At 60.3% G+C, this 26633-nt stretch carries 19 protein-coding genes and 2 rRNA genes; 14 read left to right on the top strand and 7 right to left on the bottom strand.

All coding sequences use genetic code 11. The annotated features are described in order from the left end of the window. Together O0880_RS19170 and rrf are read left to right on the top strand one after the other, a co-directional pair. Window positions 1-99 (top strand): 23S ribosomal RNA (locus O0880_RS19170); the annotation flags it as partial. Window positions 100-247: 148 nt separating this feature from the next. Continuing rightward, a 5S ribosomal RNA gene (gene rrf / locus O0880_RS19175) occupies window positions 248-360 on the top strand. Window positions 361-495: 135 nt separating this feature from the next. On the opposite strand, the gene uraH is transcribed toward rrf, so the two are convergent. Beyond that, complete coding sequence (gene uraH / locus O0880_RS19180) at window positions 496-849, bottom strand: hydroxyisourate hydrolase (protein ID WP_071325238.1); 354 nt, start codon at window positions 847-849, stop codon at window positions 496-498. Window positions 850-970: 121 nt separating this feature from the next. On the opposite strand from uraH, the gene puuE reads away from it, so the two are divergent. The 11 genes from puuE to O0880_RS19235 all read left to right on the top strand — a co-directional run bounded on the left by puuE (window position 971) and on the right by O0880_RS19235 (window position 18576). Beyond that, window positions 971-1924 carry an allantoinase PuuE gene (gene puuE / locus O0880_RS19185; protein WP_289888157.1) on the top strand — a complete coding sequence of 318 codons (954 nt, stop codon included), beginning with the start codon at window positions 971-973 and terminating at the stop codon, window positions 1922-1924. 98 nt (window positions 1925-2022) lie between these two features. Beyond that, complete coding sequence (xdhA, locus tag O0880_RS19190) at window positions 2023-3489, top strand: xanthine dehydrogenase small subunit (RefSeq protein ID WP_289888161.1); 1467 nt, start codon at window positions 2023-2025, stop codon at window positions 3487-3489. A gap of 10 nt (window positions 3490-3499) precedes the next feature. Continuing rightward, entirely contained in the window at window positions 3500-5845 is a 2346-nt protein-coding gene (gene xdhB / locus O0880_RS19195; RefSeq protein ID WP_289888162.1) for a xanthine dehydrogenase molybdopterin binding subunit, read from the top strand. A gap of 9 nt (window positions 5846-5854) precedes the next feature. After that, window positions 5855-6922 (top strand): xanthine dehydrogenase accessory protein XdhC, encoded by a 1068-nt coding sequence (gene xdhC, locus O0880_RS19200; RefSeq protein ID WP_289888164.1) that lies wholly within the window; start codon window positions 5855-5857, stop codon window positions 6920-6922. Window positions 6923-6931: 9 nt separating this feature from the next. Then, entirely contained in the window at window positions 6932-8248 is a 1317-nt protein-coding gene (guaD, locus tag O0880_RS19205; RefSeq protein ID WP_289888165.1) for a guanine deaminase, read from the top strand. A 43-nt stretch (window positions 8249-8291) separates the two neighbouring features. Then, entirely contained in the window at window positions 8292-9794 is a 1503-nt protein-coding gene (locus tag O0880_RS19210; RefSeq protein ID WP_289888167.1) for an adenosine deaminase, read from the top strand. A gap of 794 nt (window positions 9795-10588) precedes the next feature. Continuing rightward, window positions 10589-13999, top strand: coding sequence for a TonB-dependent receptor (locus O0880_RS19215; RefSeq protein ID WP_289888170.1), 3411 nt, complete (start codon window positions 10589-10591; stop codon window positions 13997-13999). A gap of 113 nt (window positions 14000-14112) precedes the next feature. Next, the gene (locus tag O0880_RS19220) at window positions 14113-15822 is read left to right on the top strand and encodes a bifunctional metallophosphatase/5'-nucleotidase (RefSeq protein WP_289888171.1); all 1710 of its coding nucleotides are present in this window, start codon (window positions 14113-14115) and stop codon (window positions 15820-15822) included. Window positions 15823-15841: 19 nt separating this feature from the next. Further along, window positions 15842-17071 (top strand): phospholipase D-like domain-containing protein, encoded by a 1230-nt coding sequence (locus O0880_RS19225; RefSeq protein ID WP_289888172.1) that lies wholly within the window; start codon window positions 15842-15844, stop codon window positions 17069-17071. Window positions 17072-17073: 2 nt separating this feature from the next. Then, a complete protein-coding gene (locus tag O0880_RS19230; RefSeq protein ID WP_289888173.1) occupies window positions 17074-18141 on the top strand; it encodes a S1/P1 nuclease in 1068 nt (355 codons plus the stop codon). Between the two features lie 123 nt (window positions 18142-18264). Further along, a complete protein-coding gene (locus tag O0880_RS19235) occupies window positions 18265-18576 on the top strand; it encodes a hypothetical protein (protein ID WP_289888174.1) in 312 nt (103 codons plus the stop codon). A gap of 83 nt (window positions 18577-18659) precedes the next feature. Here the strand turns inward: O0880_RS19235 and O0880_RS19240 are convergent, their stop codons facing one another. Next, complete coding sequence (locus O0880_RS19240) at window positions 18660-19424, bottom strand: DeoR/GlpR family DNA-binding transcription regulator (RefSeq protein ID WP_289888176.1); 765 nt, start codon at window positions 19422-19424, stop codon at window positions 18660-18662. A 78-nt stretch (window positions 19425-19502) separates the two neighbouring features. Here O0880_RS19240 and O0880_RS28140 point away from each other — a divergent pair, with 78 nt between their 5' ends. Further along, complete coding sequence (locus tag O0880_RS28140) at window positions 19503-20459, top strand: NUDIX domain-containing protein (RefSeq protein WP_354669901.1); 957 nt, start codon at window positions 19503-19505, stop codon at window positions 20457-20459. Window positions 20460-20509: 50 nt separating this feature from the next. Here O0880_RS28140 and O0880_RS19250 read toward each other — a convergent pair whose 3' ends face one another. The 5 genes from O0880_RS19250 to O0880_RS19270 all read right to left on the bottom strand — a co-directional run bounded on the left by O0880_RS19250 (window position 20510) and on the right by O0880_RS19270 (window position 26571). Further along, window positions 20510-21481, bottom strand: coding sequence for an ABC transporter permease (locus tag O0880_RS19250; protein WP_071325225.1), 972 nt, complete (start codon window positions 21479-21481; stop codon window positions 20510-20512). Window positions 21482-21485: 4 nt separating this feature from the next. Next, entirely contained in the window at window positions 21486-22565 is a 1080-nt protein-coding gene (locus tag O0880_RS19255; RefSeq protein WP_289888177.1) for an ABC transporter permease, read from the bottom strand. Beyond that, window positions 22562-24091 carry an ABC transporter ATP-binding protein gene (locus O0880_RS19260; RefSeq protein WP_289888178.1) on the bottom strand — a complete coding sequence of 510 codons (1530 nt, stop codon included), beginning with the start codon at window positions 24089-24091 and terminating at the stop codon, window positions 22562-22564. Before O0880_RS19260 ends, O0880_RS19255 begins: the two co-directional genes overlap by 4 nt. Before the next feature lie 81 nt (window positions 24092-24172). Beyond that, window positions 24173-25168, bottom strand: a complete 996-nt coding sequence (locus O0880_RS19265) for a BMP family ABC transporter substrate-binding protein (protein ID WP_071325222.1) — start codon at window positions 25166-25168, stop codon at window positions 24173-24175. 500 nt (window positions 25169-25668) lie between these two features. Beyond that, complete coding sequence (locus O0880_RS19270) at window positions 25669-26571, bottom strand: LysR family transcriptional regulator (RefSeq protein ID WP_071325221.1); 903 nt, start codon at window positions 26569-26571, stop codon at window positions 25669-25671. Window positions 26572-26633 lie beyond the last annotated feature (62 nt).

Consider the following 26633-nt stretch of genomic DNA (forward strand, 5'->3'; position numbering starts at 1 on the left):
TTGAAGGGTCGTTCGAGACCAGGACGTTGATAGGCTGGGTGTGGAAGTGCAGTAATGCATTAAGCTAACCAGTACTAATTGCCCGTACGGCTTGTCCCTATAACCTTAGCAGGTACAGAGGATGAGAAAGTAACGTTGTGAGTTGTTGATACCACTCATTACCCAGTAATACCTCAATACATAATCCGCTTCTTCCAGATTTCGACACCTGTCGCCCCGTCGGGGACAGGCTGTCCTACAAGTTATGCCTGATGACCATAGCAAGTTGGTCCCACCCCTTCCCATCCCGAACAGGACCGTGAAACAACTTTGCGCCGATGATAGTGCTGCAACCAGTGTGAAAGTAGGTTATCGTCAGGCTTGTTATACGCAGTAGAGAAAAACCCCGCCAGTGATGGCGGGGTTTTTTTTCGTCTGGCGCTTTTGTTTGAGGCAGCCGAATGCCAGGCATAAAAAAAGGCAGCGCTACGCGGTGCCTTTGTCGCTGAAGGTCGCTCAACTTCCTCGATACGTGGAATACGACCACGGCGACACCACCAGTGGCACATGATAATTTTCGTCGGTATGCGCAATGCCGAAGGCCAGGGTCACCAGGTCGATGAAGCGGGGCGAGGGGAGATCGACACCCTGGGCGGCGAAATAGTCGCCTGCATTGAACACCAGCTCGTACTGACCCGCCTTCATGCTGTCGCCTTCCAGCAGTGGCGAACTGCAGCGGCCATCGCTGTTGGTCATATCCATCTTCAGCAATACTTTTCCTTCCGGCGCGACTGAAAACAGGGCCACCTTGACGCCGGCTCCCGGCTTGCCATGGGCGATATCGAGTACATGCGTGCTGAGTTTTCCCATTTGCTATCCTGTATATAGAGTGAGTGAATGTGCTTATCGTGCAAATCATATACCGGTGACTGCGCCGGGCTATATGATTGGGCATATAGCCCACATTGTCCTCCTATAGGCGTGCCACCGCATGAGTACTTACGAACATTATCCACGCGACTTGATCGGTTATGGCCGTACGCCGCCCCATCCGCAATGGCCGGGCAAGGCGCGTATCGCGCTGCAATTTGTCCTCAATTACGAAGAGGGGGCGGAAAACAGCGTGCTGCATGGCGATCCCGCCTCGGAGACGTTTTTGTCCGAAATGATCGGCGCGGCGGCTTTTCCTGCACGCCACCTGAGCATGGAATCCATTTATGAATACGGCTCGCGCGCCGGGCTGTGGCGCCTGCTGCGCATGTTCGAGGAGCGGCGCCTGCCGCTGACCGTATTTGGCGTCTCGATGGCCTTGAAGCGCAACCCGGAAGCGGTAGCCGCGTTCCAGGAATTGGGGCATGAAATCGCTTGCCATGGCTTGCGCTGGATTTCCTATCAAAACATGGATGAGGCGACGGAGCGTGCGCATATGCGCGAAGCCGTGCAGATCATCCGCGAATTGACCGGTTCCGCCCCACAAGGCTGGTACACCGGGCGCGATTCGCCAAATACGCGCAAACTGGTGGTGGAGCATGGCGGTTTTCGCTATGACGCCGATTATTATGGCGACGACCTGCCATTCTGGGAAAAGGTGGCATACACGGATGCCACCGGTGCCGCAGCCATGCAGCCGCAGCTGATCGTGCCCTATACCCTGGACACGAACGACATGCGTTTTGCCGCCATGCAGGGTTTTAATTCGGGCACGCAGTTTTTTGACTATTTGAAGGATGCATTCGATGTGCTGTATGCGGAAGGCGATCCGAACGGATTGAACCAGCCGAAGATGCTGTCCGTGGGCTTGCATTGCCGCCTGGTAGGCCGGCCTGGCCGCGCGGCGGCGCTGGCGCGCTTTCTCGACTACGTGCAGCGCCATGAGCAGGTGTGGATCACGCGCCGTATCGATATTGCCGAACACTGGCATGCGACGCATCCGTTCAAGGCATGATCTTTATTGATGTGGGATGATAAGTAAAATCAGTTTTTGCGTATAGTTGTCGTGTATGCCGGTGTTAATCTTCTAGACAGGACTATACCGAGGCCAGCATGTCAGAACCGATTCGCTTTTACTACCGTGACGCCGTACAGGAAGTACGCAACGCCGCCCCCACGCAGACTGTGTTGCAGCACCTGCGCGAGGACCTGCATTGCACGGGCACCAAGGAAGGCTGTGCGGAAGGCGATTGCGGTGCCTGCACGGTGGTCATCGGCAGCCTGGTTGATGGCAAGGTGGAGATGAAGGCCGTGAATGCCTGCATCCAGCTGACGCCTACGCTCGATGGCAAGGCCCTGTTTTCCGTGGAAGACTTGCAGCAGCCCGATGGCGCCCTGCATCCGGTGCAGCAGGCGATGGTCGAGTGCCACGGTTCCCAATGCGGATTTTGCACGCCCGGCTTCGTCATGTCGCTGTGGGGCATGTACCTGGACAAGAATGGCGCGCCACCCACGCGCTGCGAAATCGACGATACCCTGTCCGGCAACCTGTGCCGCTGCACGGGCTACCGGCCCATCATCGAGGCGGCAAAACGCATGGGCGAATTGCCGCATGTGGCCTTCGACCGCGATGCCCTGGGCACGCAGTTGCAGGCGCTGCAGCGCGACAGCTTGCTCACGTATGAACATGGCGGCCAGCAATTCCATGCCCCGCATACCCTTGAAGAACTGGTGGCGCTGCGTGCGGCGCATCCGCAAGCGTGCCTGCTGGCCGGCTCCACCGACGTGGGACTCTGGGTGACCAAGCAACTGCGCGACCTGGGCGACATTATTTATCTGGGGAATGTGGCGGCCTTGAAAACCATTGCCATTGCCGATGGCAAGCTGGAGATTGGCGCCGGCGCCAGCCTGAACGATGCCTACGGGGCGTTGTGTCAGCACTACCCCGAGGAACTGTCGGAATTGTGGCAGCGCTTTGCTTCCTTGCCAATTCGTAACGCCGGTACCCTGGGCGGCAATGTCGCGAATGGCTCGCCCATCGGCGACTCGATGCCATGGCTGATCGCCTTGGGCAGCGACGTCGTGCTGCGCGGCCCGGCGGGCCAGCGCATCATGCCGCTGGAAAAGTTCTATTTGGGCTATCAGAAGAAAGACTTGCAGCCGGATGAATTCGTCGAAGCCGTGCGCGTCCCCTTGCCGCGTGCCGACGTGCATTTCCGCACATATAAACTGGCCAAGCGCTTTGACCAGGATATTTCAGCCGTGTGCGCCGCGTTTGCCTTCCAGCTCGATGGCGAACGCATCGTTGATGCGCGCATCGCCTTTGGCGGCATGGCGGCCACGCCGCAGCGCGCTGCGCAAACGGAAACGTTTTTGCGGGGCCAGGCGTGGACGGAAGAAAACCTGAGCATTGCCATGCGCTTGCTGGCCGATGATTATGCGCCGTTGTCGGACATGCGCGCGTCCAACAGTTATCGCATGATGACGGCGCAAAACCTGCTGCGCCGCTTCTGGCTGGAAACACGCGTTGGCGCACCGTTGCCGCGGTCGTCCCTCAATGCCTACGCCTGTCGCGCTTGAAAGGACGAATATGAACCATCCTGCCACGCCTGAACTGCAAGCGGCCGCCTGGAGTGTTGTGGGCAAGCCCAGTCCCCATGAATCAGCGCAATTGCATGTGCTGGGGCAAGCTACCTACACGGACGATATTGCTGAACTGCACAGTACCTTGCACGCGGCCTTGGGCCTGTCGCAAAAGCCGCACGCGCGCATCACGGCCATGGATTTGTCCGTCGTGCGCGCTGCCGCCGGCGTCGTTGCCGTCTACACGGCGCAGGACATTCCCGGCACCAACGATTGCGGCCCCATCATTCATGACGATCCCATCCTGGCGTTTGATCTGGTGCAATACGTGGGCCAGCCCATCTTCATCGTGGTGGCCGATACGCATGATCACGCGCGCCGCGCCGCCCGCCTGGCGCAAGTGACGTATGAGGAGTTGCCTGCGATCATGACGCCACAGGCGGCCAAGGCGGCACAATCGTACGTGCTGCCACCCATGCACCTGGCGCGCGGCGACTATCAAGCGGCCTTCGAACGTGCGCCGCATGTGGTCAAGGGCCAGCTGTACGTGGGCGGCCAGGAACAGTTTTATCTGGAAGGCCAGATTTCCTACGCGATTCCGAAGGAAGCGCAAGGCATGCTCGTGCTGTGCTCGACCCAGCACCCCAGCGAAATGCAGCACGTCGTGGCGCATGCGCTGGGCGTGCATTCGCATAACATCACGGTCGAATGCCGGCGCATGGGCGGCGGCTTTGGCGGCAAGGAATCGCAGTCGGCCCTGTGGGCAGCCGCCTCGGCTATTGCTGCATCGAAACTGAAACGCCCCGTCAAGCTGCGCGCCGACCGCGACGACGACATGCTGGTGACGGGCAAGCGTCACTGTTTTTACTATGAATATGAAGTGGGCTACGACGACGCGGGGCGGATTCTGGCCGCCAAGGTCGACATGACCACGCGTGCCGGCTATTCGGCCGACCTGTCCGGTCCCGTCGCCACGCGCGCCGTCTGCCACTTCGACAATACCTATTATTTGTCCGACGTGGATATCCGCGCTGCCTGCGGCAAGACGAATACGCAGTCGAACACGGCCTTCCGGGGTTTCGGCGGACCGCAGGGCGCCATTGCCATCGAGTATGTCATCGATGAAATCGCCCGCCACCTGCGGCGCGATGCGCTCGATATCCGCCTGCTCAATTTCTATGGCCGCAACGATGGGGAAGGGCGCAACGTCACGCCATATGGCCAGGTCATCGTCGATAATGTCATCCATGAACTCGTCGCCGAACTGGAACAGAGCAGCGATTACCGCGCGCGCCGCCGCGCCATCGATGCCTACAACGAAGCCAGCCCTGTCTTGAAGAAGGGCCTGGCATTCACGCCATTGAAATTCGGCATCGCCTTCAACGTCACGCACCTGAACCAGGCTGGCGCCCTCGTGCACGTGTACGTGGATGGCTCCGTGCTGGTCAACCATGGCGGCACGGAAATGGGGCAAGGCATCAATACCAAGGTCATGCAGGTGGTGGCGCACGAGCTGGGCCTGGACCTGGGGCGGGTGCGCGCCACGGCCACCGATACCAGCAAGGTGGCGAATACGTCGGCCACGGCGGCGTCCACCGGTGCCGACCTGAATGGCAAGGCGGCGCAGGATGCCGCGCGCCAGATCCGCGAACGCCTGGCCGACTACGCGGTCAAACTGTACGGCGGCGCGCTTGCTGCCGTGCGTTTCTTCGACAACCATATTCACGTCAACGGCCACGTCATTGCGTTTGCCGAACTGGTGCAGAAGGCCTATCTGGCCAGGGTACAACTGTGGTCGGACGGTTTCTATGCCACGCCCGGTCTGTCGTGGGATGCGAAGACGATGACGGGCCATCCGTTTTCGTATTACGCGTATGGCGCGGCCGTGGCCGAAGTGGTGGTCGATACCTTGACGGGCGAATGGAAATTGCTGCGCGCGGATGCCTTGTACGATGCCGGCCAGTCGCTCAACCCCGCGATTGACCTGGGGCAGGTGGAAGGCGCTTTTATCCAGGGCATGGGCTGGCTGACGACCGAGCAGCTGTGGTGGAATGGCGCAGGCAAGCTGATGACGCACGCGCCATCGACGTATAAAATTCCCGGCATTTCCGATTGCCCGGAAGATTTTCGCGTCAAGCTATTCCAGAACCGTAATGTGGAAGACAGCATCCACCGCTCGAAAGCCGTGGGCGAGCCGCCGTTGCTGCTGCCGTTTTCCGTTTTCTTTGCCATCCGCGACGCCATTTCCAGCGTGGGCCATCACGCCGTGCAGCCGCCGCTCAATGCGCCGGCCACCAGCGAGGAAATCCTCAAGGCGATCATGGCCGTGGAAGCGGCCGGCACCGCCGCATAGGAGCAGACGATGAGCGACTGGCTGACAGCGATGGAGAAGGACGCGCAGGCATCCGTGCTGGTGACGGTCGCCCTGGTGGAAGGTTCCGGACCGCGCGAGGCGGGAGCGAAGATGCGCGTCACCACGGGCGGCCAGATCGATACCATCGGTGGCGGCCACCTGGAGCTGCGCGCCGTCGAAATCGCCAAGACCATGCTGGTCACGGGCGACACCCATGCGCGGCTCGAGCGTTTTGCGCTGGGCCCCAGCCTCGGCCAATGCTGCGGCGGCGTCGTCTATCTTGCCTTCGAAGCCGTCGATGCCAGCCTGGGGGCGGTGTTGTCCGCCTTGCGCGAACGCCGCCAGCAGGATAGCTGGCGGTTGACGGCGCTCGACGGTGCACCCGCCTCGGCGCTGTTCGATGCGATGGGGCGGTTGATCGCCGGCACAGGCGAGCAGGCGCCCAGCACATTCGCGCGCGAACGGGGCACCCATGTGGCGCAGGATGGCAGCGGGCGGCGCTGGCTGGTCGACCCGTGTCTGGCGCCGCGCGCCCATCTGACGCTGTTCGGCGCCGGCCACGTGGGGGCCGCCATCGTGCGCGCGCTGGCAGATTTGCCCTGTAATATCACCTGGGTCGATGAACGCGAAGACATGTTTCCCGCATACATGCCCGATAATGTGCGCATCGCCGCTACCGACACGCCCGAAGAATTCGTCGCGATGGCACCGCCCGGTGGCAGTTTCCTTGTCATGACGCATAGCCATGCGCTCGATCAACGCTTGACGGAAGCCATCATGGCGCGCGACGATGCGGGCTGGTTCGGATTGATCGGTTCGCAGACCAAGCGCAAGCAGTTCGAACACCGCCTGCAGGCCCGTGGCGTGCCGGACGAACGTATCGCCGCCATGGTGTGTCCAATCGGTATGCCTGGCATCCGCAACAAGGCGCCAGCCGTGATCGCCGCCTCCGTTGCCTGTCAATTACTCATGGTGTGGGAGGAAGCCACCGTGGCGGCCCTGGCCGCACCGCTGCGGCTGGTCACTGCCAGCACGCCACCGCGCCGCAAGAAACGCGCCGCCAACCACCCGTTATAGAAAGAAGTCATGCCGATTGTCCCTGCCACATTGCAAGCTTACCGTGCCAGCTTGCTGCACTTTCACGCCGATCCCGCCTTCCATGAGGAGGCGCATGCCTGGCACGCGGACGGTTTGCTGATCGTGGCCGATGGCAAGGTCGTGGCGGCCGGCGATTATGCGTCACTGCAGGCGACTTTGCCTCCCGGCACGCATATCGTCGATTACCAGGGCAAGCTGATCGTGCCCGGCTTTATCGATACCCACCTGCATTTCCCGCAGACGGAAATGATCGCCTCGCCCGCCCCGGGCTTGCTGCCGTGGCTTGAGACGTACACGTTTCCCACCGAGCGCGCGTTTGAGGACCCTGTGCACGCGCGCAATGTGGCCGAGTTTTTCCTCGATGAACTACTGCGCTGCGGCACCACCACGGCCATGGTGTATGGCAGCGTGCATCCGCAATCGGTGGACGCCTTCTTTGGCGCCAGCGAGGCGCGCGGCTTGCGCATGGTGGCGGGCAAGGTCATGATGGACCGCAACTGTCCCGCATTCCTGCGCGATACGGCAGAGTCCGGTGCGCGCGAGAGCGAGGAACTGATCCGGCGCTGGCACAAGCATGGCCGCTCGCTGTATGCGATCACGCCCCGTTTCGTGCCCACCTCGACCAATGAACAGATGCACCTGGCGGGCGAACTGGCGCGCGCCTATCCGGATACCTATCTGCAGACGCATGTGTCGGAGAACGAGGACGAGTGCCGCTGGGTGCGCGAATTGCATCCGCAGGCGCGCAGCTACCTCGATGTCTATGACCAGTACGGCATGCTGCGCCCGCGCGCCATGTTCGGCCACTGCGTCTGGCTCGATGAACGCGACCGCGCGCGCATGGCGGAAACATCCTCGGCGGCCGCGATTTGTCCTACCTCAAACCTGTTCCTGGGCAGCGGCCTGTTTGATTTTGAACGGGCCGATGCGGCGCGCGTGCCGCTGTCGCTGGCTACCGACGTGGGGGGCGGCACCTCGTTCTCGATGTTGCAAACCATGAACGAAGCCTATAAAGTAGCACGCTTGAAAGGCAGCTACCTGCCCGCCTTGCGCATGTTTTACCTGGCGACCCTGGGCGCCGCGCGGGCCATGCAACTGGAAGGCACCCTGGGCAATTTCACGGCTGGCACGGAAGCGGACTTCATCGTGCTCGACAAGCAATCGACGCCGCTGCTGGCGCGCCGCACGGCTGCTTGTCAAAGCCTTGAGGAATTGCTGTTTGCCTTTGCGCTGCTCGGTGACGACCGTGCCGTGGCCGCCACGTATTCGGGCGGACAGTGCGTGCATGTGCGGGGCCAAGGCTGACCTACCCGTTGTTCAACACGAATCACCCTGAGCGAGAACGCGTATGCACAAGAAACTCACTGGCCTGGCGCTTGGCGCCGCGCTGGCATTGACCGGTACGGCGCATGCCGCCAAGGCAGCGGCCACGCCGTCTGCCAATGAAGCGGCCACCGCGCGCCATTTTGCCGCCCTGCTTGCGGGGGCGCAGCCGAAGACCGCCGAACTGAGTCTGTTCTTTTCCATGATGCCCAAGGGCGGCGACCTGCATCACCATTACTCGGGCGCCATCTATGCCGAGCAGTTCCTCGACTGGGTCGACAAGGAAAACTATTGCGTCAACAAGGCGACCTACCGCATCGAAAGCAACAAGGATGTCGTGGCGGCCGAGCGCGCCAAGCCGGCCGCGCAGCGTGGATGCCTGTCATCGACGGAAGTGTTCGCCGATGCGGGCCTGTATGCGGAGTTGCTGCAACGCTGGTCGACCAAGGATTTCTATAGCCACGGCGCCATCCAGACGCCGCCCGACCGCACCTTCTTTGATACCTTCGGCTACTTCGGTCCCGTGGCCTCCACGAATACGGCCGATGGCCTGAAAACCCTGAAGCAGCGCGCCATCGCCGAAAACCTGAGCTATATCGAAACGATTTTCGAGCTGTCGCCATTCGTGCAAAACACGCAGTTCGACCAGCAGGTGCTGACCCAGGGCTTGCCGCCGGCCGCCCTGCAGGCGCTGCTGGCCAGCTGGACGCAGACTCTCGAGCAGGATGCCGCCTTCCAGAAAAGCATCACCGACTACAACGCCAATGTGAACAGCAGCAGCGCCGGCATCGACGACGCCAGCTTTACCATGCGCTACCAGGCGTATGTGCTGCGCTTCCTGTCGCCATCGCAAGTGTTTTCCTCGATGGTGGCCGCCTTCAAGGCAGCGAGCCTGAATCCCCTGGTGGTGGGCGTGAATATCGTGGGCCAGGAAAGCGTGAACGTTTCCATGCGCGATTACAGCCTACACATGGAAATGTTCAGGTTCCTCAAGGCGAAGTATCCAAACGTGAAGATCGCCTTGCATGCCGGTGAGCTGGCGCTGGGCATGGTGCCGCCGGAAGGCATGGCTTTCCATATCGCCGAAGCCGTCGATGTGGCCGGCGCCGACCGCATCGGCCATGGCATGGATATCGCCTATGAAAACAAGGCGCTGGCGACCATGCAAAAGATGCGCGAGCGGGGTATCCCCGTGGAAGTGAATCTGACCAGCAATGACTACATCCTCGGCATCAAGGGCCAGGCCCATCCGATTACCCTGTACCGCAAGTATGGCGTGCCATTCGTCATCTCGACCGACGATGCGGGCGTGTCGCGCAACACCCTGTCGAATGAATACGTCTTGTTTGCCAGCCAGTACAAGACCGACTATGCGGAAATCAAAAAGCTGTCATATAACAGCCTGCGCTATTCCTTCCTGGCCGAGGCGGATAAACAACGTTTGCTGAAAGCACTCGACGCCCGTTTCACCCGCTTCGAGGCGCAAATTGCTGCGGCCGATCAGGCCGGCAAGGCAAGCAAACCGTAAGTCGTATCGTTGTCGAAACCGACACTGTCACAGCGGCCGGATTCTCCGGCCGTTTTCCTTTCTCCTGCCAAATTCATATTGATGTGTTTTCGTTAACTTTGTGGCGGCCATGCGACACAATTGACGACAGATGCACGACTTTGTCCAATTTCCTGGATGAATCAATTTCAAGCACATATTGCTCATTTATAATCTCGCGCCATAAGCCCGGACACTGTCATCACGATATCAATCCTGCTACTTAGCTCATGCTATTTATATTTTAAATATATAAATATGTAAAAAAAAACGTATTTGTCATCCATTTTTTGATGATGCATAGTGAGATGAGGGTGATATTAAAAAGTCACAATTAATGTGGCAGATATCGTATGTAGATGGGTATTTGCAGTAAATAAAGGTGAGATGCAGAGTGAAACAAACAGTCATGCTGCTAAATGACGACATTTTTCTCCATCTTGCCGCCGTGTCACAGTCTTGAAATATTTAACAATTACACTCGCGGCTTGCCATGTTGGCCGGCTCAGCATGTCGGGTGAATGACACAGGTGCTAGCGCCCTGAGTTGTACGGCCAGGGATCCCGGATCCTGTCGTTTTTGCTTGAATAGGGATGGCTGTGGTGTGTGTGGAAGGCGTTTGTGTACGGTCTTGTCAGGACCAGCAGCCAGTCCAGCCGGCGTAACAGTTGCAGCATCGTAAAGAGGAAATGTTGTGTTTGTGTTGCTGTGCGGCGCAGCCGGGCGGTGAGGCAATCCAGGATTTTCAAAAATAATAGTCTTTTCTGGGGTTAAAGATGATCAATCACAAACGACTTCGGCTGACGCAAATCGCGTTGAGCCTGTCTATTGCACTGGCGGCGGCACCATCGTTCGCACAGAACACTACCTCGGCCATTAGCGGACGTATCTCGTCCAACGATGGTCAGCCAGCAGCTGGCGCCCAAGTTAACATCGTGCACGTTGAATCTGGCTCCGCCAGCAACGTGACCACCGATGCGGAAGGTCGCTATGTTGCACGCGGCTTGCGCGCTGGCGGTCCTTACACGATCACCATCACCAAGAACGGCGAAGTGGAAAAACGCGAAGGCGTATACATCCAGCTGGCTGAAACGGCTAGCGTCGATGCGACCTTGGGTGCCCCGATGCAATCGGTGAAAGTGGTTGGCAATGCCGCCCGCGCACAAATCTTTAACCGCAGCAACATGGGTGCCGGCACCAACATCGGCCCGACGGAACTGGCAACCCAGGCATCGATCTCGCGCAGCCTGCAAGACTACGCCCGCGCCGACCCGCGCCTGTCGCAAACGGACAAGGAACGTGGCGAAATCTCCGTCGCCGGCCAGAACTCGCGCTACAACTCGATGACGATTGACGGCGTGGCCGTGAATGACACCTTCGGCCTGGAAGCCTCCGGTACGGCGACCGGCAAGCAACCGATTTCGATCGAAGCGATCCAGTCGGTCCAGGTGAACGTCGCCAACTATGACGTGACGCAAAAAGGCTACACGGGCGCCAACATCAACGCCGTGACCAAGTCCGGTACCAACAAGGTCAAGGGCAGCGTTTACTACGTGTTCCGCAATGACACCACCGCTGGCGATCGCTACAACGATTCGACCGGTGAGTACTACGCGCCGCCAAAGTCGAAAGACACCACCAAGGGCATCACCCTGGGCGGCCCACTGATCCAGGATAAACTGTTCCTGTTCGCTAACTACGAAGAAACCAAGAGCTCGCGCGGCGCGCCGGCCTTCGGTCCGATCGGCAGCGACAAGACCAACGTGGCCATTTCGCAATCGGCCATCGATGGTGCCATCGGTATCGCCAAAGATAAATATGGCCTCGATATCGGTAGCTCGGCTATTCCTAGCGGTTCGGAATTCACGGCCAAGGAAAAGCTGCTGAAACTGGATTGGAACTTGACCGACAGCCAGCGCATGATGTTGCGTTACACCAAGACAGAGCAAGCCGAGCCGATCTACACGGGTTTCTCGCCAACAGGTTTGTCGCTGAGCTCGTACTGGTACACCCAGGAAAAGAGCCTGGAAACCCTGGTCGGCCAATGGACGGCCGAATGGACGCCGACGTTCTCGACCGAAGTGAAGGTATCGACGCGCGACTATGACAGCGTGCCGAAAAATAATGCTTTCCTGCCGGCCATGGGCCTGCAGTTCACAGGTGCGCTGCCAGCCGGTGCACCTGCTGGCCTGGCCACCGGTAGCCGCTTCCTGAACTTCGGTACGGAACAGAGCCGCCAGAAAAACGTCCTGGGCACCAAGACGAAAGACTTCTATGCAGCCGGTACCTGGGCGTTGGGTGACCACGAACTGAAGTTTGGTGCCGATTACAGCAAGAACGACGTCTACAATGCGTTCCTGCAAAACGTCAATGGCAACTACACCTTCGGTTGTATCAACAGCAGCGCTGCCGTTGCCTATTCGTTTGGCGCGATCAATTGCGGTACGGCTACCGCGGCGCAACTGCAAGCTGCCGTGCTGGAGAACTTCAGCCGTGGCCGTCCAAGTTCGTACTCGTACCAAGTGGCGCAACCTGGCCGCACGCTGAACGACGCCATCGCGTCGTTCTCGCTGAAAAACATCGGCTTGTTCGTGCAAGATAGCTGGGATGTCAGCAAGCAGCTGACGGTCATGGCCGGCTTGCGCATCGATGGCACCCGTATCGGCGAAAAGCCGATCTACAATGCGCTGGCAGCCCAGCCAACCGTGGCACGCACGACGCCAACCGGCCGTCAAACGGGCGGCTTCGGCATCGATAACTCGCACACCATCGATGGCGAGAACCTGTACCAGCCACGCGTTGGCTTCAACTACAAGCTCGATTCGGCACGTCCGACGCAGTTCCGTGGTGGTTTCGGCCTGTTCCAGGGCGCCGCTGCCAGTGTCTGGCTGGGCAATCCTTACCAGAATACCGGCCTGGTCACGCAAAACATCACGTGTACCTCGGCGGCTGGCACGTGCCCGACCACCGATGGTTTCTTCAATCCGGATCCAACCAAGCAGCCGACCAACCTGGCCGCTGTGGTTCCCGCCATGAAGGTCGATGCCCTGAGCACGGATCTGGCGCAACCGTCGGTATGGAAAGCCAATCTGGCGTTCGAACATGAGTTGCCATGGATGGGCCTGATTGTTGGCGCGGAATACCTGCGCTTGCAAACCAAGAACTCGATCTACTATGAAGAGTTGAACCTGGGTGCGCCAACTGCTTTCGGTAGCGACGGTCGTCCGCTGTACTATGGCCCGAACGCTTACAAGACCTCGTGCTGGAATGCCACGGGCGGTCTGATCGGTGGTGCCAATTGCAGCGCGCTGACCAAAGCGGGCAGCAATGCCGCCTTCGGCCAGGTGCTGATGGCCAAGAACACGGACAAGGGCGCATCGAACGTGCTGACCCTGTCGGTACGCAGCCCGCTGCGCGAAGGCCTGTCGTGGGGTTCGTCGTACACCTACAGCGATGCCACGGAAGTGTCGCCGCTGACGTCGTCGACGTCGAGCTCGAACTGGGGCGGCCGTGCCGTCTTCAATCCGAACGAAAACGTCGCTTCGAACTCGAACTACATGGTCAAGGATCGCTTCACGGCGAACGTCAACTGGCAAAAACGCTTCTTCGGCGAATACAAGACCACGTTCGGTCTGTTCTATGAAGGCCGTAGCGGCAAGCCATACAGCTGGACCATCAACAATGACTTGAACGGTGATGGCCTGGGCGGCAATGACTTGATGTACATTCCTAGCGCGCCAGGTTCGGGCGAAGTGGTCTTCGCTGGCGCCACGGCAGCAGCCCGCGCCGCCAACGAGGCAGCGTTCTGGAAAGTCGTCAACGCCAATGGCGACCTGCGCAAAGCCAAGGGTGGCGTGATTGGCCGCAACGAGAGCTTTGCTCCATGGACCAACAGCTTCGACGTGCGTCTGAGCCAGGAAGTGCCAGGTCTGTTCAAGGGCCACAAAGGTATCTTTACCTTTGATATCTTGAACTTTGGCAATATGCTCAACCGTAAATGGGGCCGCATCAATGAAGTGGCCTTCCAATCGGCTGGCGGTCAGGTACGCAGCTTCGTCGACTACGTGGGTATGGAAAACGGCAAGTACGTCTACAACACCCGCGCCACGGTTGAAGGCACGGAAACGCGCCAAGCCAAGGGCGAGTCGCAATGGGCACTGCAAGCAACGATCAAGTACGAGTTCTAATCTCGTCCTTGCCTCGTAGCTTGGCAAACTAAAAAACGGCTGGTGGCGACACCAGCCGTTTTTTTTATACGCAAGATGGTTTACTCTTTCCCCTTTTCAATAAATATCATTCCATGGCTCACTTCCTACGCACTCCGGTCGCCAGCGCGGCCCTGATCCTGACTCTGTCCGCCTGCAGCCATTTCGCTGCCGCGCCGCAGGCTGCGCCGAGCGGCCCGATCGAAGTGAACCTGGTTGCCCTGAACGATTTTCATGGCAACCTCGACCGCAGCAAATTTAGCTATACCAGTGCCACCGATCCTGTCCGCAAGACGGTGCAGGCGGGCGGCATCGATACCCTGTCCGGCGCCTTGGCGGCATGGCGCAAGGAAGATGCGCAGCTGATCTTTGTCGGCAATGGCGACCTGGTCGGCGCCAGTCCCGCCATGTCGGCGCTGTGGGCCGATGAGCCCAGCATCGTGGCCATGAACATGCTGGGCATGAAGGCCAGTTCCGTCGGCAACCATGAGTTTGACCAGGGCAAGGCGGAATTGCTGCGCCAGCAGCGCGGCGGCTGCGAGTCTTCGCGCGCCGACAAGGCCTGCAAGTTCACGCCCGATTTCCAGGGCGCCAGCTACACCTATATGGCGGCCAATGTCATCGATACGCAGACGGGCAAGTCCCTGCTGCCGGCCTACCGCATCGAAGAGGCGCATGGCGTCAAGGTGGGCTTGATCGGCGCCGTGCTGAAGGATACGCCTTCCGTGGTGACGGCCGCCGGCATTGCCGGCCTGCAGTTCGGCGATGAAGCGGACGCCATCAACGCCACCTTGCCGCAGCTGCGCGCACAGGGCGTGGGCGTGTTCGTCGTGCTGCTGCACCAGGGCGGCGAAACGAAGGAAGCCGTCGATCAGCCCGATTGCAGCGGCCTCAAGGGCGAGGTGATCGACGTGGTGAAACGTCTCGATCCCGCCATCCAGCTGGTCGTCAGCGGCCATTCGCACCAGGGTTATCTGTGCCGTGTCGATGGCCGCCTGGTGACGCAAGCACAGATGGGCGGACACATGTTGACGCGCATCAAGCTCAAGGTCGATCCCGTGAAGAACGCCGTGATCGACGCCAGCGCGCAAAACGTCGTCATGCTGCCGGGCATGTATGAGCCGGACCCTGTCGTGGCAGCCTACCTGGAGTCGGTGAAGCAGCGCAGCGCGCAGGAACTGTCGCGTCCCGTGGCCGTCATCGCCGTGCCGACGGTAGGCCGCAGCACCAAGGGCAGCGGCGCTTCCGCGCTGGGCGACCTGGTGGCCGACAGCACCCTGTTCGGCGCGCGCGCTGCCGGTGCACAAATCGGCCTGATGAATAATGGCGGCATCCGCAAGGATCTGGAAGCGGGCGCCGACCTGATGACGAATGTGGGGCAGAACCAGGCCGTGGTGCCGTTCGGCAATACGCTGATCGTCGTCAGCCTGTCCGGCGCGCAAATCCGTACCTTGCTCGAGCAGCAATGGCCGGGCGCGGTGGCCGAAGATGGCAATCTGCTGCAAGTTTCGGAAGGATTCAGTTATCGCTGGGACAGCACGCAGCCGCAAGGCCAGCGCGTGCTGCCGGGCAGCATCATGCTGAATGGCAGCCCTATTGACGATAATCAACAATACCGTGTCGCCGCCAACAGTTTCCTCGCCGGCGGCGGCGACCGCTTCACCGTGCTGGCAGCCGGCACGCGCCGTCTCGATACGGGCGTGCGCGATATCGACGCCTTCAGCGATTACCTGATTTCCCGCGCGCGCGCCGGCAAGCCTGCGGGCAGCGCCACGGCGGCAGGCCGCATCGTGCGCGTCAACTAATACTTTCAAGGAAAAAACCATGCGTCGCTTATTTGTTTCCGTTCTACTTTCCAGCCTGTTCGTGGGCACGGCCCACGCCGATTTCACGATTCCCGGCTTTGAGCTCGTGCACACTTCTCCCGTGGAAACCACGCTGACCAATCCCGACCTGCGCGAACCGGTCACCGTATGGAGCGAGCTGTTCGACGGGGCCAAAAAAGAGATCGTCATCGCCCAGTTCTATGCCGTCAGCAAACCGGGTACGGCATTTGAGAAAGTGCTGGCCAGCCTGACGGCGGCCGGCCAGCGCGGCGTGAAGATCCGCTTCCTGCTCGACCAGAAGGGCGTGGGCCTGTCGGAAGCGGCAACCATCGCGCAGATCAAGGCGATTCCGAACCTGGACTTGCGCCTCATCGATTTCAATAAAGTCACGGGCAACGGCATCGTGCACGCGAAATACCTGGCCGTCGACGGCCAGGTGGCCTACATCGGCAGCCAGAATTTCGACTGGCGCTCGTTCGAGCACATCCATGAAACGGGCTTGAAAATCACGGAGCCTGCCATGGTCGGCCAGGTGCAAGCCATCTTCGAGCAGGATTGGCAAGCCCAGGCCCTGACGTCGCAAGGCAGCCGCGCCACGGTACTCAACAGCAAGGTGGTGCCGGCCAATTACGCGCAAAACGCGTTTTTGCTGGCCAGCCCGAATGCGTACAACCCGGCCGGCGTGGGCGACTCGGAAACGGGTTTGCCGGCCTTGCTGGCGGAAGCGAAAAGCGACGTGCGCATCCAGCTGCTCGACTACGCGCCGCTGTCCTACGGCCCGAACCGCACGCGTCCGTATTACGCCGTGATCGACAACGCCGTGCGCGCGGCCGCCCAGCGCGGCGTGAAGATCAAGCTGATGGTGTCCGCCTGGAACACGGAAGCGCCGGCCATCGCCTATCTGAAAAGCCTGGCCCTGGTGCCGAACGTGGAAATCCGCATCGTCACCTTGCCGACGGCATCGACGGGCTTCATTCCGTTCGCGCGCGTGATCCACAGCAAGACCATGAGCATCGACGGCAAGCTGGCCTGGGTCGGCACGAGCAACTGGGCGGGCGGCTATTTCGACTTGTCGCGCAACCTGGAAGTGGTGCTGCGCAACGACGCCATGGCGCAGCGTATTGCCGCGCTGCACGAGCAGACGTGGAGCTCGGCGTACGCGCAGCCCATCGACATCAACAAGCAGTATCCGAAACCGGCGAAAGCGGCGCCGCAAGCGAAGGAGTGAGCATGAAAAAATTACTCACGGTGCTGGCGCTGGGCGCCGCTTTCTCCTCCGGCAATGTGCTGGCCTGGGGCAATGACGGCCACCGCGCCGTCGGCGCCATCGCCGATCAATTGCTCAAGGGCAGTGCTGCCCAGGCGGCAATTGCCAAATTGCTGCTGCCCGGCGAAAGCCTGGAAAATATTGCCAACTGGCCCGATTGCGTGAAGGGCACGTATTGCGGCCCGCAATCGGCGGAAATGCTGACGTATGTGGCGGCGAACCCGAAGCATGGCGAATACCATTACACGAACGTGCCTTTCCAGAACGAGCATTACCACGACCATGGCGTGGGCACGGCTGACGACGACATCGTGCAGACGTTGAAACAGGCGATTCTGGTGTTGCAGGGCAAGGATGATGCGGCCAGCAATCCGCACCGTTTCAGCCAGCGCGAAGCCTTGATCCTGATCACGCACCTGGTGGGCGATATCCACCAGCCTTTGCATGTGGGGAACGCCTTTGTCGGCAAGGATGGCCAGTTTTTCGTGCCCGCCACCCAGGCGCAGATTGACGACGTGGCGATCTTCAATGCGCGCGGCGGCAACGACCTGCTGCTCGACGATGCGAAGCTGACGGCGCTGTCGGACGCCGTGATTCCCGCGCCGCTGCCGGCCGGGGATGGCGCGGCCAAGCCGGCCAGCGCCTATCCGAAGTCGCCCACCAAGCCCCTGCATTCGTACTGGGACAGCACGGTGGTCGATTACGCCATGCGCCGCCTGAGCACGCGCACGCCGCAGCAATTCGCCAGGACGGTGATTGCCAGCGGGCCTGACGTGAGCCGCAATACCGGCGACCCCGTCACGTGGCCGTATCAATGGGCCGATGCATCGCTGGCCGCCTCGAAAGTGGCCTACGCGGACGTGGTGGCGGGCCCGGCCACGCAGCAGACCAGCCGCAAGGGCGAGGCCTACAATGTGTGGGCCTTGACGGTACCGGACAATTATCCCGTGCCCAGCTCGGCGCTGGCGAAGCAGCAGCTGATTCATGGCGGCTATCACTTGGCTGCGTTGTTACAGGCTATTTGGCCGTGAAATGCAGATGCATGGAAAACCGCTGCCCTGGCGGTTTTCTTGCTCAGCCCATGCATTTGATTTGATCTATCGAATTGCAAATGTAATAATTGCCGGATTATTACTTAACAAACAGGATTGACAGTGAATAAAGTTATTAAACGCATCTGCGTATGGGCCTTGCTGGCATTGAGTAGCGCTGCCTATGCCTGGACTCCAGCGGGCGAGCCTGTCAGTATCAAGGAAGTCATCGTGTGGCAGGATGCGAGTCCCATCGTGGTCAAGCTATCGAACGGCCTGTATTGCCATGTTATGCCTGAAGAGAAAAATCTTTATGCTTTGGTGCTGACCCTGTATGCATCCGGAAAGACGGCGTCTATCTATTGTTACGATACTGTGGAGGATAAATCCGGGTATTCTTCGCGTCGTTTGCACCGCATAGGCGGTTTAAGTTAATTTGATCTTTGGAAATTATTTCTTAGTGAGGATGCTTTCCTTGCTGCTCATAGGCGTGAGCATTTCAGCTTGAGTTCGCTAATTCACGCCAATGTCACAACTATGCCCATCTCGCGGTACGGCGCCAGCAGCGCGTCCTCCATGTCGCGCTGCACGACGATATCGCTGACCTGGCTCAACGGCGCGATCTGGAACGGCGAGGCGGTATTCAGCTTTTCCGGCGAGGCCAGCACGATGGTGCGGGCCGACGCCTCGCTCAGGGCGCGCTTGACGCACGCTTCCTCATAGTCTCCGGTGGTGATGCCCGCTTGCGGATGCAGGCCGGCCACGCCCATGAAATACAGGTCGGCGCGGATGCGGCCGATGGCTTCCACGGTGGCCGCGCCCACGCCGACGATCGAATGCTTGTACAGGCGCCCGCCCAGCATCACTACCTCGATCGATGGATGATTGATGAGCTCGACTGCAATCGAGGGGCTGTGCGTGACCACGGTGGCGCGCAATTCTCGCGGCAGCTGGCGCGCCAGCTGCACCGCGGTCGTGCCGCCATCGATAAACACCACTTGCCCCGCCTGTATCATGGCGCCCGCCGCGCGGCCGATGGCGGGCTTGGCTTCGGCTGACATCTGTACGCGGCCCGCAAACGGCGCCAGCGCGGGCGAACGGGGCAGCAAGGGCAGGGCGCCGCCATGCACGCGTTCCAGCAATCCCTCTTTCGCCAGCTCGCGCAGGTCGCGGCGGATGGTGTCTTCCGATAATCCCAGGGCGTCGCTGACGGCCTTGGCGACGATCTGTCCCTCGCGCTGGAGCAGGTCCAGCAAATACTGTTTGCGTTGATGTGTCAACATGATTTTTCTTGTTAATTCTTGATGTTGCACGAGTTTGCATGATAAAGTCGGTGAACGCAAGCACAACAAGGAGACGACATGCGCGAAGACAATCCGGGGCAGGAGAGGGTGCGCATCCAGCACGTGCAGACCCTGTCGCACGACTGGTATCTGTTGCAAAAGACCACGTTCGACTACCTGCGCCGCGACGGCCAGTGGCAGACGCAGACGCGGGAAACCTATGACCGTGGCGATGGCGCCGCCATCCTGCTCTACAACAAGGAACGGCGCACGGTGATCCTGATCCGCCAGTTTCGCTTTCCCACCTACCGCGATGGACACGACGGCTTCCTCATCGAGGCGGCGGCCGGCTTGCTGGAACAGGCCAGCGCGGAACAGCGCATCCGCGCCGAGGTGGAGGAGGAAACCGGCTACCGGGTGGGCGACGTGGGCAAGGTCTTCGAGGCCTTCATGAGCCCGGGTTCCGTGACGGAGCGCCTGCATTTCTTCGTTGCCGAGTACGATCCGTCGAGCCGTATCGGCGCTGGCGGCGGCCTGGCGCACGAGGGCGAAGATATCGATGTGCTGGAGCTGCCGCTGGCGCAAGCGATGCAGATGGTGGCGGACGGCCGCATCTGTGACGGCAAGACCATCATGCTGCTGCAGCATGCGCAACTGCACTTGATGCCGCGCAAACGGGGGCTGCAGATCCTCATCGCCGGTCCCTACCGCTCGGGTACGGGCGACGATCCCGTCTTGATGCAGCGCAATGTGGCGGCCATGGAAGAGCTATGTTTGCCGCTGTATGCGGCCGGGCACTTGCCCGTGCTCGGCGAATGGCTGGCCTTGCCCATGCTGGCGCTGGCCGGTTCAAGCCAGGTGGGCGATGGCGTGTATGAAGAGCTGTTCCACGCGCACGCGGCGCGGCTGCTCACGCATTGCGATGCCGTGCTGCGCATGGGCGGCGCGTCCCGGGGCGCCGACCAGATGGTGGATGTGGCGCGCGGCCTGGGCCTGCCCGTGTATTTCTCGCCGGACGAGATTGCGCCGGCGTAAAAAAAAGCGAAGCCCGCGGGCTTCGCTTTTTTTGTCCTGCGCGTTGAAACTTAGCGCGACTTGACGAACGGAATGCCGATGGCCTTCGGCGCGATGGATTTCGCCATCAAGCCGGCCAGCACGATCACGGTGACCACATACGGCACCATCTGGATCAGCGAGCCGGGGATGCGGCCGACGACAGGCAAGTCCACGCCTTCGATCTGGATCTGGATGGCGGCGAAGAAGCCGAACATCAGGCAGCCGAGGAAGGTGTAGACGGGGCGCCAGTTGCCGAACACCATGGCCGTCAGGGCCAGGTAGCCGGCACCGGCCGACATGTCGCGCAGGAAGAAGCCGCTTTGCACGATGGCCAGATAGGCGCCCGAGAACGAGCACAGGATGCCGGCCACCAGCATGGCCATGTAGCGCGTCGCTTCCACGCTGACGCCAGCCGAGTCCGCCGCGTGCGGGTTTTCGCCGCAGGCGCGCAGGCGCAGGCCGAAACGCGTGTGGTACAGCAGCCAGTGCACGAGCGGGATCAGCAGGAATGCCACGTAGACGAGGATGGAATGGCCGCCGATCAAATGGGCGTACACCCAGCCGATGAAGGGAATGTGCTCCACGTACTGCGTCCCAGGCAAGACGACGTCGAACAGGCGCGCGGAACCGAGATCGGGCGTGCGGCCGCCTTGCTGGAAAAAGAACTGCGCCAGAACAAAGGTCAGCCCGCTCATGGCGATATTGATCGCCATGCCGGCCACCAGCTGGTTGCCCTTTTGCGTGATGCTGACGTACGCCTGCAGCAGGGCCAGGGCGACGCAGACGAGCATGCCGGCGGCCATGCCGTAGTACGGGTTTTGCGTCGTGTAGGCCACGGCGGCGGAAGCGAAGGCGCTGGCCAGGATCTTGCCTTCCAGGCCGATGTCGATCATGCCGCTGCGTTCGGCGAACAGGCCGGCCATGGCGGCAAAGATCAGGACCGGCGCATTGCGCACGGTCGATACCAGGATGCTGGCGAAATGAAAGTCGTCGAGTGTCATGGTGTTAGCCTTTGGTGCGCTTGAGCAGGGCGGAAATGGCCGGTGCGTAGAAGTTTTCCATTGCGCCGCAGAACAGGATGATCAAGCCCTGGATGAAAATGAAGGTTTCCGTCGGGATATTCGGTTTTTCCAGCGACAAGTCGAAGCCACCCTGGATCAGGGCGCCGAACAGCACGGCCGACAGGAAGATGCCGACCGGATGCTGGCGGCCCATCAGGGCGATGGCGATGCCGATGAAACCGGCGCCACCGACGAAGTTGAGCGACAGATAGTGCGTCGAGCCCATGATGGAATTGACGGAACCCAAGCCGGCCAGGGCGCCCGAGATCAGCATGACGATGATGATCATCTTGCTGATCGACACGCCCGCATAGTGGGCCGCATGCTTGTTGAGGCCCGTGGCGCGCAGCTTGAAGCCCCACGACGAGCGCCACACCATCACGCCATAGATGACCAGCGCGGCGATCGCCAGCAGGAAGCTGACGTTCAGCGGCGTGTCGCCCAAGGACGGGAACCAGGTGTTCAGGCGCGGCATTTCGCCGCTTTCCGCGAAGACGCGGCTGGCCGTGTTCTGCTCGCCCGGCGGTATCAGGTATTTCACGATCACGAAGTTCATCAGACTGGCGGCGATGAAGTTGAACATGATGGTGGTGACGACGATATGGCTGCCGCGCCTGGCTTGCAGGTAGCCGGGCAAAAAGCCCCACAGCGCGCCGAACAGGGCGGCGCCGATCATGGCCGCCGGAATCAGGAGCCAGGCGGGCAGGGTCTGGTCGAAGGCCAGCATGGCCACCGTCAAGCCCAGACCGCCGATATACATCTGGCCTTCGCTGCCGATATTGAACAGGCCGGCCTGCATCGCCACGGAGACCGACAGGCCCGTGAAGATGAAGGTACTGGCGTAGAACAGCGTATAGCTCAAGCCTTCCGGATTGAGCAGGGCGCTGTTGACGAGGATGGACAGCGATTCGGCTGGGTCTTCGCCCAGCATATAAATCACCAGTGCCGCGACCAGCAAGGCCGACAGCAGGTTTAACATGGGCATGACAAAGGCTGTCGCCCAGCGTGGCAAGTCGTTATTCATGATTTATGCATTCCCCCCATCAACAGACCGATGCGGGTGGTATCGAATTCTTCAATTTTCAGTTCGCCGGTGATGCGCCCGCCGCACATGACGAGAATGCGGTCGGCCAGCGCCCGCACTTCTTCCAGTTCGACCGACACCAGCAGGATCGCCACGCCTGCGTCGCGCAGGGCCAGCAATTGCGTATGGATACTCTCGATGGTGCCGATGTCGACGCCGCGCGTGGGCTGGCCCACCAGCATCAGTTTCGGCTGCGCCAGCACTTCGCGCGCGATCACCACCTTTTGCTGGTTACCGCCCGACAACAGGCCGATGCGCAGGTCGGGGTTGGCCGGCCGCACGTCGAAGGTCTTCAGCAGTTCCGCGCAGCGCGCGCCGATGGCCTTGAAGTTGAACAGGCCCCAGCGGTTCTTCAGGCGGTCCTGATAGCCGAGGATGGTGTTTTGCATGACGGAGAAATTTTTCACCACGCCATCGCGTAAGCGGTCTTCCGGAATGTGGGCGATGCCCAGCTCGCGGAAGGCCAGCGGCAAGCCGTCGGCATCGTGGCGCTTGCCAAACGGCAAATCCTTGTCGAGGAAGCGCAGCTTGCCCGAGGTCGGCAAGCGCATGCCCGAGAGGATTTCCAGCAGTTCGCTCTGGCCATTGCCCGAGACCCCCGCGATGGCGACGATTTCACCGGCGCGCAGGTTGAAGCCTATGTCGGCCAGCAATTTGACCTGCTGCTCGTCGGCCAGCTGCAAATCAGCCACTTCCAGCACCGTGGCGCCCGGATTGTACGGCGCGCGCGGCAGATGGCTCTGGATGGGGCGGCCCACCATCATGTTGGCCAGTTCCTCTTTCGAGGTGCCGTTTGTCGCCACGGCGCCCACCACCGTGCCGCCGCGCATGACGGTGACGTTGTCGGTGATTTCCAGGATCTCTTGCAGCTTGTGCGTGATCAGGATGATGGTCTTGCCCTGTTCCTTGAACAGGCGCAGGATTTCAAACAGCGACGCCGTTTCCTGTGCCGTCAGCACGGCCGTCGGCTCGTCGAGGATCAGGATATTGGCGCTGCGGTAAATCTGCTTGAGGATTTCCACGCGCTGCTGCGCGCCCACGGACAGGTCCTCGATCTTCGCCAGCGGGTCGACGTCGAGGCGGTAGCGCGCGCAAATGTCGCGCAGCTGGGCTTCCGCTTCGGCGCGGTGGCTGGCCAAACGAAAACCGCCTTCCGTGCCCAGCATGATATTGTCGAGGACGGTGAAGTTCTCGACCAGCATGAAATGCTGGTGCACCATGCCAATGCCGAGATTGATCGCTTCCTGGCTGTTGCGGATAGGCTGTACTTTTCCGTCGAGCAAGATTTCTCCGCCGTCGGCACGGTAATACCCGTACAGGATGCTCATCAAGGTCGATTTGCCGGCGCCGTTTTCCCCCACCAGGCCATGGATACTGCCCTTGGCGATGGAGAAGCTGACGTCGGCGTTCGCCTTCACATGTCCAAATTGCTTGGAAATGCTGCGAAATTCTACTGCTGGCTGCATAGGTTCATAACTGGATAGTTTCATGGAAACGCGCCGCGCGGAGACAGGCCCCGGCGGCGCGCTAAAAGATACGGAGAAAAATTAAACCGGGCAGCTGCTGCCGACGCGGTAATCGATCACTTTGATCTTGCCATCGATAATGTCCTTACGCGCACCCAACACGCGCTTCTCGATTTCCGGCGTGATCAGCTTGCGGTTGTTGGCGTCGAGCGCCCAGTCCACGCCGCCTTCTTTCAAGCCTTTATAGCTGACGCCGCCCTTCCAGGTGCCGTTCTTGACTTGCATGAAGCTGTCGTAGACCGTGTTGTCGACGCGCTTGACCATCGAGGTCAGGATGCTGCCTGGATACAGGTGGTTCTGGTTCGAATCGACGCCGATCGCCAGCTTGCCTTTTTCCTTGGCCATCTGCAGGGTGCCCATGCCGCTGCCGCCAGCGACGGCGAAGACGACATCGACGCCGCGCTCGAATTGCGAGCGGGCCAGTTCGCCACCCTTGGCCGGGTCATTCCAGGCGCCGGACGTGGTGCCGACCATGTTTTGCGTGATTTCCGCCTTCGTATTGACGGCCTTGACGCCTTGCGCGTAGCCGCAGGCGAAGTTGCGGATCAATGGAATATCGATGCCGCCGATGAAGCCGACTTTCTTGCTCTTGCTGGCCATGGCCGCGGCCACGCCCACCAGGTAGGAGCCTTCTTCTTCCTTGAAGACGACGGAATTGACGTTGCTGCCGGCGGCCTGGCCGTCGATCAGCACGAATTTCACGTTCGGGAACTCCTTGGCGACCTTTTGCACGGCTTGCGTTTGCGCAAAGCCGATGGCGGCGATCATGTCGAGTTTCTTGCGGGCCAGGCCACGCATGACTTGCTCGGCCTGCGTATCGCTCGATGCCTGCACTTCGATGAAGGAAATGCCCGTGTCTTTTTTGAAGCGCGATGCGCCTTCGAAAGCGGATTGGTTGAACGACTTGTCGAACTTGCCGCCCGCGTCATACACGACACCCAGTTTTGGGGTAGCCGCGGACGCTTGAGCAGTCAGAAATACGGCTGCGATCGTCAAACTAAATTGTGTAAGTTTCATGAATTGGCTCCTGGAAGATCGATATTGTATATTTTTTATAGGTGAAACATATAATTTGGGGCCGATTTAGCCTGTTTTTCATGCATGAGGAGATGGTTCCTTATCAACATTGCACTGTATAGCACAAGAACATTGCTGCTCCCCGATGCTTTTGTGGCCATGCTGTGCTGATCATGCAACAGTCGCGCCGCGTCTCTTTTATATTTACAACATCGAATGGGGGCGCCAGGACTGGCAGGAATGCAGCGTCAGCAGAAGCGCATGACGGGCAAGGCAAGCACAGTGAGGGCGCCGCGATGGGCGTCCGAATCACTATGCATCATGCCAGATATGTATGACAAATACGTTTTTGTTTATGTATTTATATGAATCACATATAAATAGCTTTTAAGAACGCATGACAAAACCGTGGCCTGCGGCGCGGGAAGCGGAACTGTGCGTGAGCACCGTGAGCATCGGAGGCCGCGACCCGCGACGCGCAGCGGGTTTTGTTCGCGTTCTCAGGCGGCTGGGGGATTGAGTATGTTCAGGAAGGCCCGCACGACAGGAGCGTCGTCGAGCGTGGTGTAGCTGATATACAGGTTGGCCGACGGTGGATTGGTCTTAATCGGCAGAAACACGACGCCGGGCCAGCCGATGCGGCTCGTCGTTTCCGGCACCAGGGTCACGCCCAGTCCGGCACCGACCATGGCCAGCAGGGTTTGCGGTTCGCTCGCTTCCTGGAAGATCACCGGTTCGAAACCGGCATTCACGCAGCATTGCACCAGATAGCGGGGAAAGGCCGATTTGTCCAGGTTGAGGGTCAGCATCGGTTCGTGGGCGATGTCGATCAGTTCGATCGCCGTGTTCTTGGCCAGCGGATGGTGTTCGTTGACGGCCACGCACACGTTTTCGCGGAAGCACAGTTCCTGGCGCAGGTTGTCGTGGCGCAAGTCGTCATCGTTGAGCTTGGGTTCGCGCCAGAAGCCCACGTCGATCTGCTTGGCGCGCAGCGCCTCGTATTGCACTGTCGGGCCGAATTCGTGGATGGTCCAGGTGACGCGGGGAAATTTGGTCTGGAATTCTTCCAGCAGGCTGGGAATGGGGCCCCACATGGCCGAGCCGACGATGCCCACGCGCAAGCGGCCCACTTCGCCGCGGTCGATCTGGCGGATGGTGTCGATGGTCATGCGCATCTTCGCCAGCAGGTCGGCCGCCTCGTTCATCAGCGCCTTGCCCGCCACGGTCAGCTCGAAGGTGCGCGTGGTGCGCGCAAACAGGCGCACGCCCAGTTCGCTTTCCAGTTTCATGATCTGCTGGCTCAGGGGCGGCTGCGAGATATGCAGGCGCTCGGCGGCGCGGCTGAAGCTTTTCTCCTCGGCGACGGCAAGAAAATACTTTAACTGTTTCAGATCGATGGACATGCTTTCCTTGGCGTTGCGCGGTGCTTGGCGATGGAACGGCGCGCGGACCGGTAAAGGCGCGC

It is taken from the genome of Janthinobacterium sp. SUN118 (assembly GCF_030397695.1).
Classification (GTDB): domain Bacteria; phylum Pseudomonadota; class Gammaproteobacteria; order Burkholderiales; family Burkholderiaceae_D; genus Janthinobacterium.

Bases quoted from the DNA above. Each gene is read 5' to 3' on its own strand.
- guaD (WP_289888165.1), top strand. From the start codon at position 6,932: ATGCCGATTGTCCCTGCCACATTGCAAGCTTACCGTGCCAGCTTGCTG.
- O0880_RS19230 (WP_289888173.1), top strand. From the start codon at position 17,074: ATGAAAAAATTACTCACGGTGCTGGCGCTGGGCGCCGCTTTCTCCTCC.
- xdhB (WP_289888162.1), top strand. From the start codon at position 3,500: ATGAACCATCCTGCCACGCCTGAACTGCAAGCGGCCGCCTGGAGTGTT.
- O0880_RS19250 (WP_071325225.1), bottom strand. From the start codon at position 21,481: ATGACACTCGACGACTTTCATTTCGCCAGCATCCTGGTATCGACCGTG.
- O0880_RS19260 (WP_289888178.1), bottom strand. From the start codon at position 24,091: ATGCAGCCAGCAGTAGAATTTCGCAGCATTTCCAAGCAATTTGGACAT.
- O0880_RS19265 (WP_071325222.1), bottom strand. From the start codon at position 25,168: ATGAAACTTACACAATTTAGTTTGACGATCGCAGCCGTATTTCTGACT.
- O0880_RS19240 (WP_289888176.1), bottom strand. From the start codon at position 19,424: ATGTTGACACATCAACGCAAACAGTATTTGCTGGACCTGCTCCAGCGC.
- uraH (WP_071325238.1), bottom strand. From the start codon at position 849: ATGGGAAAACTCAGCACGCATGTACTCGATATCGCCCATGGCAAGCCG.
- O0880_RS19225 (WP_289888172.1), top strand. From the start codon at position 15,842: ATGCGTCGCTTATTTGTTTCCGTTCTACTTTCCAGCCTGTTCGTGGGC.
- xdhC (WP_289888164.1), top strand. From the start codon at position 5,855: ATGAGCGACTGGCTGACAGCGATGGAGAAGGACGCGCAGGCATCCGTG.
- O0880_RS19270 (WP_071325221.1), bottom strand. From the start codon at position 26,571: ATGTCCATCGATCTGAAACAGTTAAAGTATTTTCTTGCCGTCGCCGAG.
- O0880_RS19220 (WP_289888171.1), top strand. From the start codon at position 14,113: ATGGCTCACTTCCTACGCACTCCGGTCGCCAGCGCGGCCCTGATCCTG.
- O0880_RS19210 (WP_289888167.1), top strand. From the start codon at position 8,292: ATGCACAAGAAACTCACTGGCCTGGCGCTTGGCGCCGCGCTGGCATTG.
- puuE (WP_289888157.1), top strand. From the start codon at position 971: ATGAGTACTTACGAACATTATCCACGCGACTTGATCGGTTATGGCCGT.
- O0880_RS19255 (WP_289888177.1), bottom strand. From the start codon at position 22,565: ATGAATAACGACTTGCCACGCTGGGCGACAGCCTTTGTCATGCCCATG.
- xdhA (WP_289888161.1), top strand. From the start codon at position 2,023: ATGTCAGAACCGATTCGCTTTTACTACCGTGACGCCGTACAGGAAGTA.
- O0880_RS19215 (WP_289888170.1), top strand. From the start codon at position 10,589: ATGATCAATCACAAACGACTTCGGCTGACGCAAATCGCGTTGAGCCTG.
- O0880_RS28140 (WP_354669901.1), top strand. From the start codon at position 19,503: ATGCGCGAAGACAATCCGGGGCAGGAGAGGGTGCGCATCCAGCACGTG.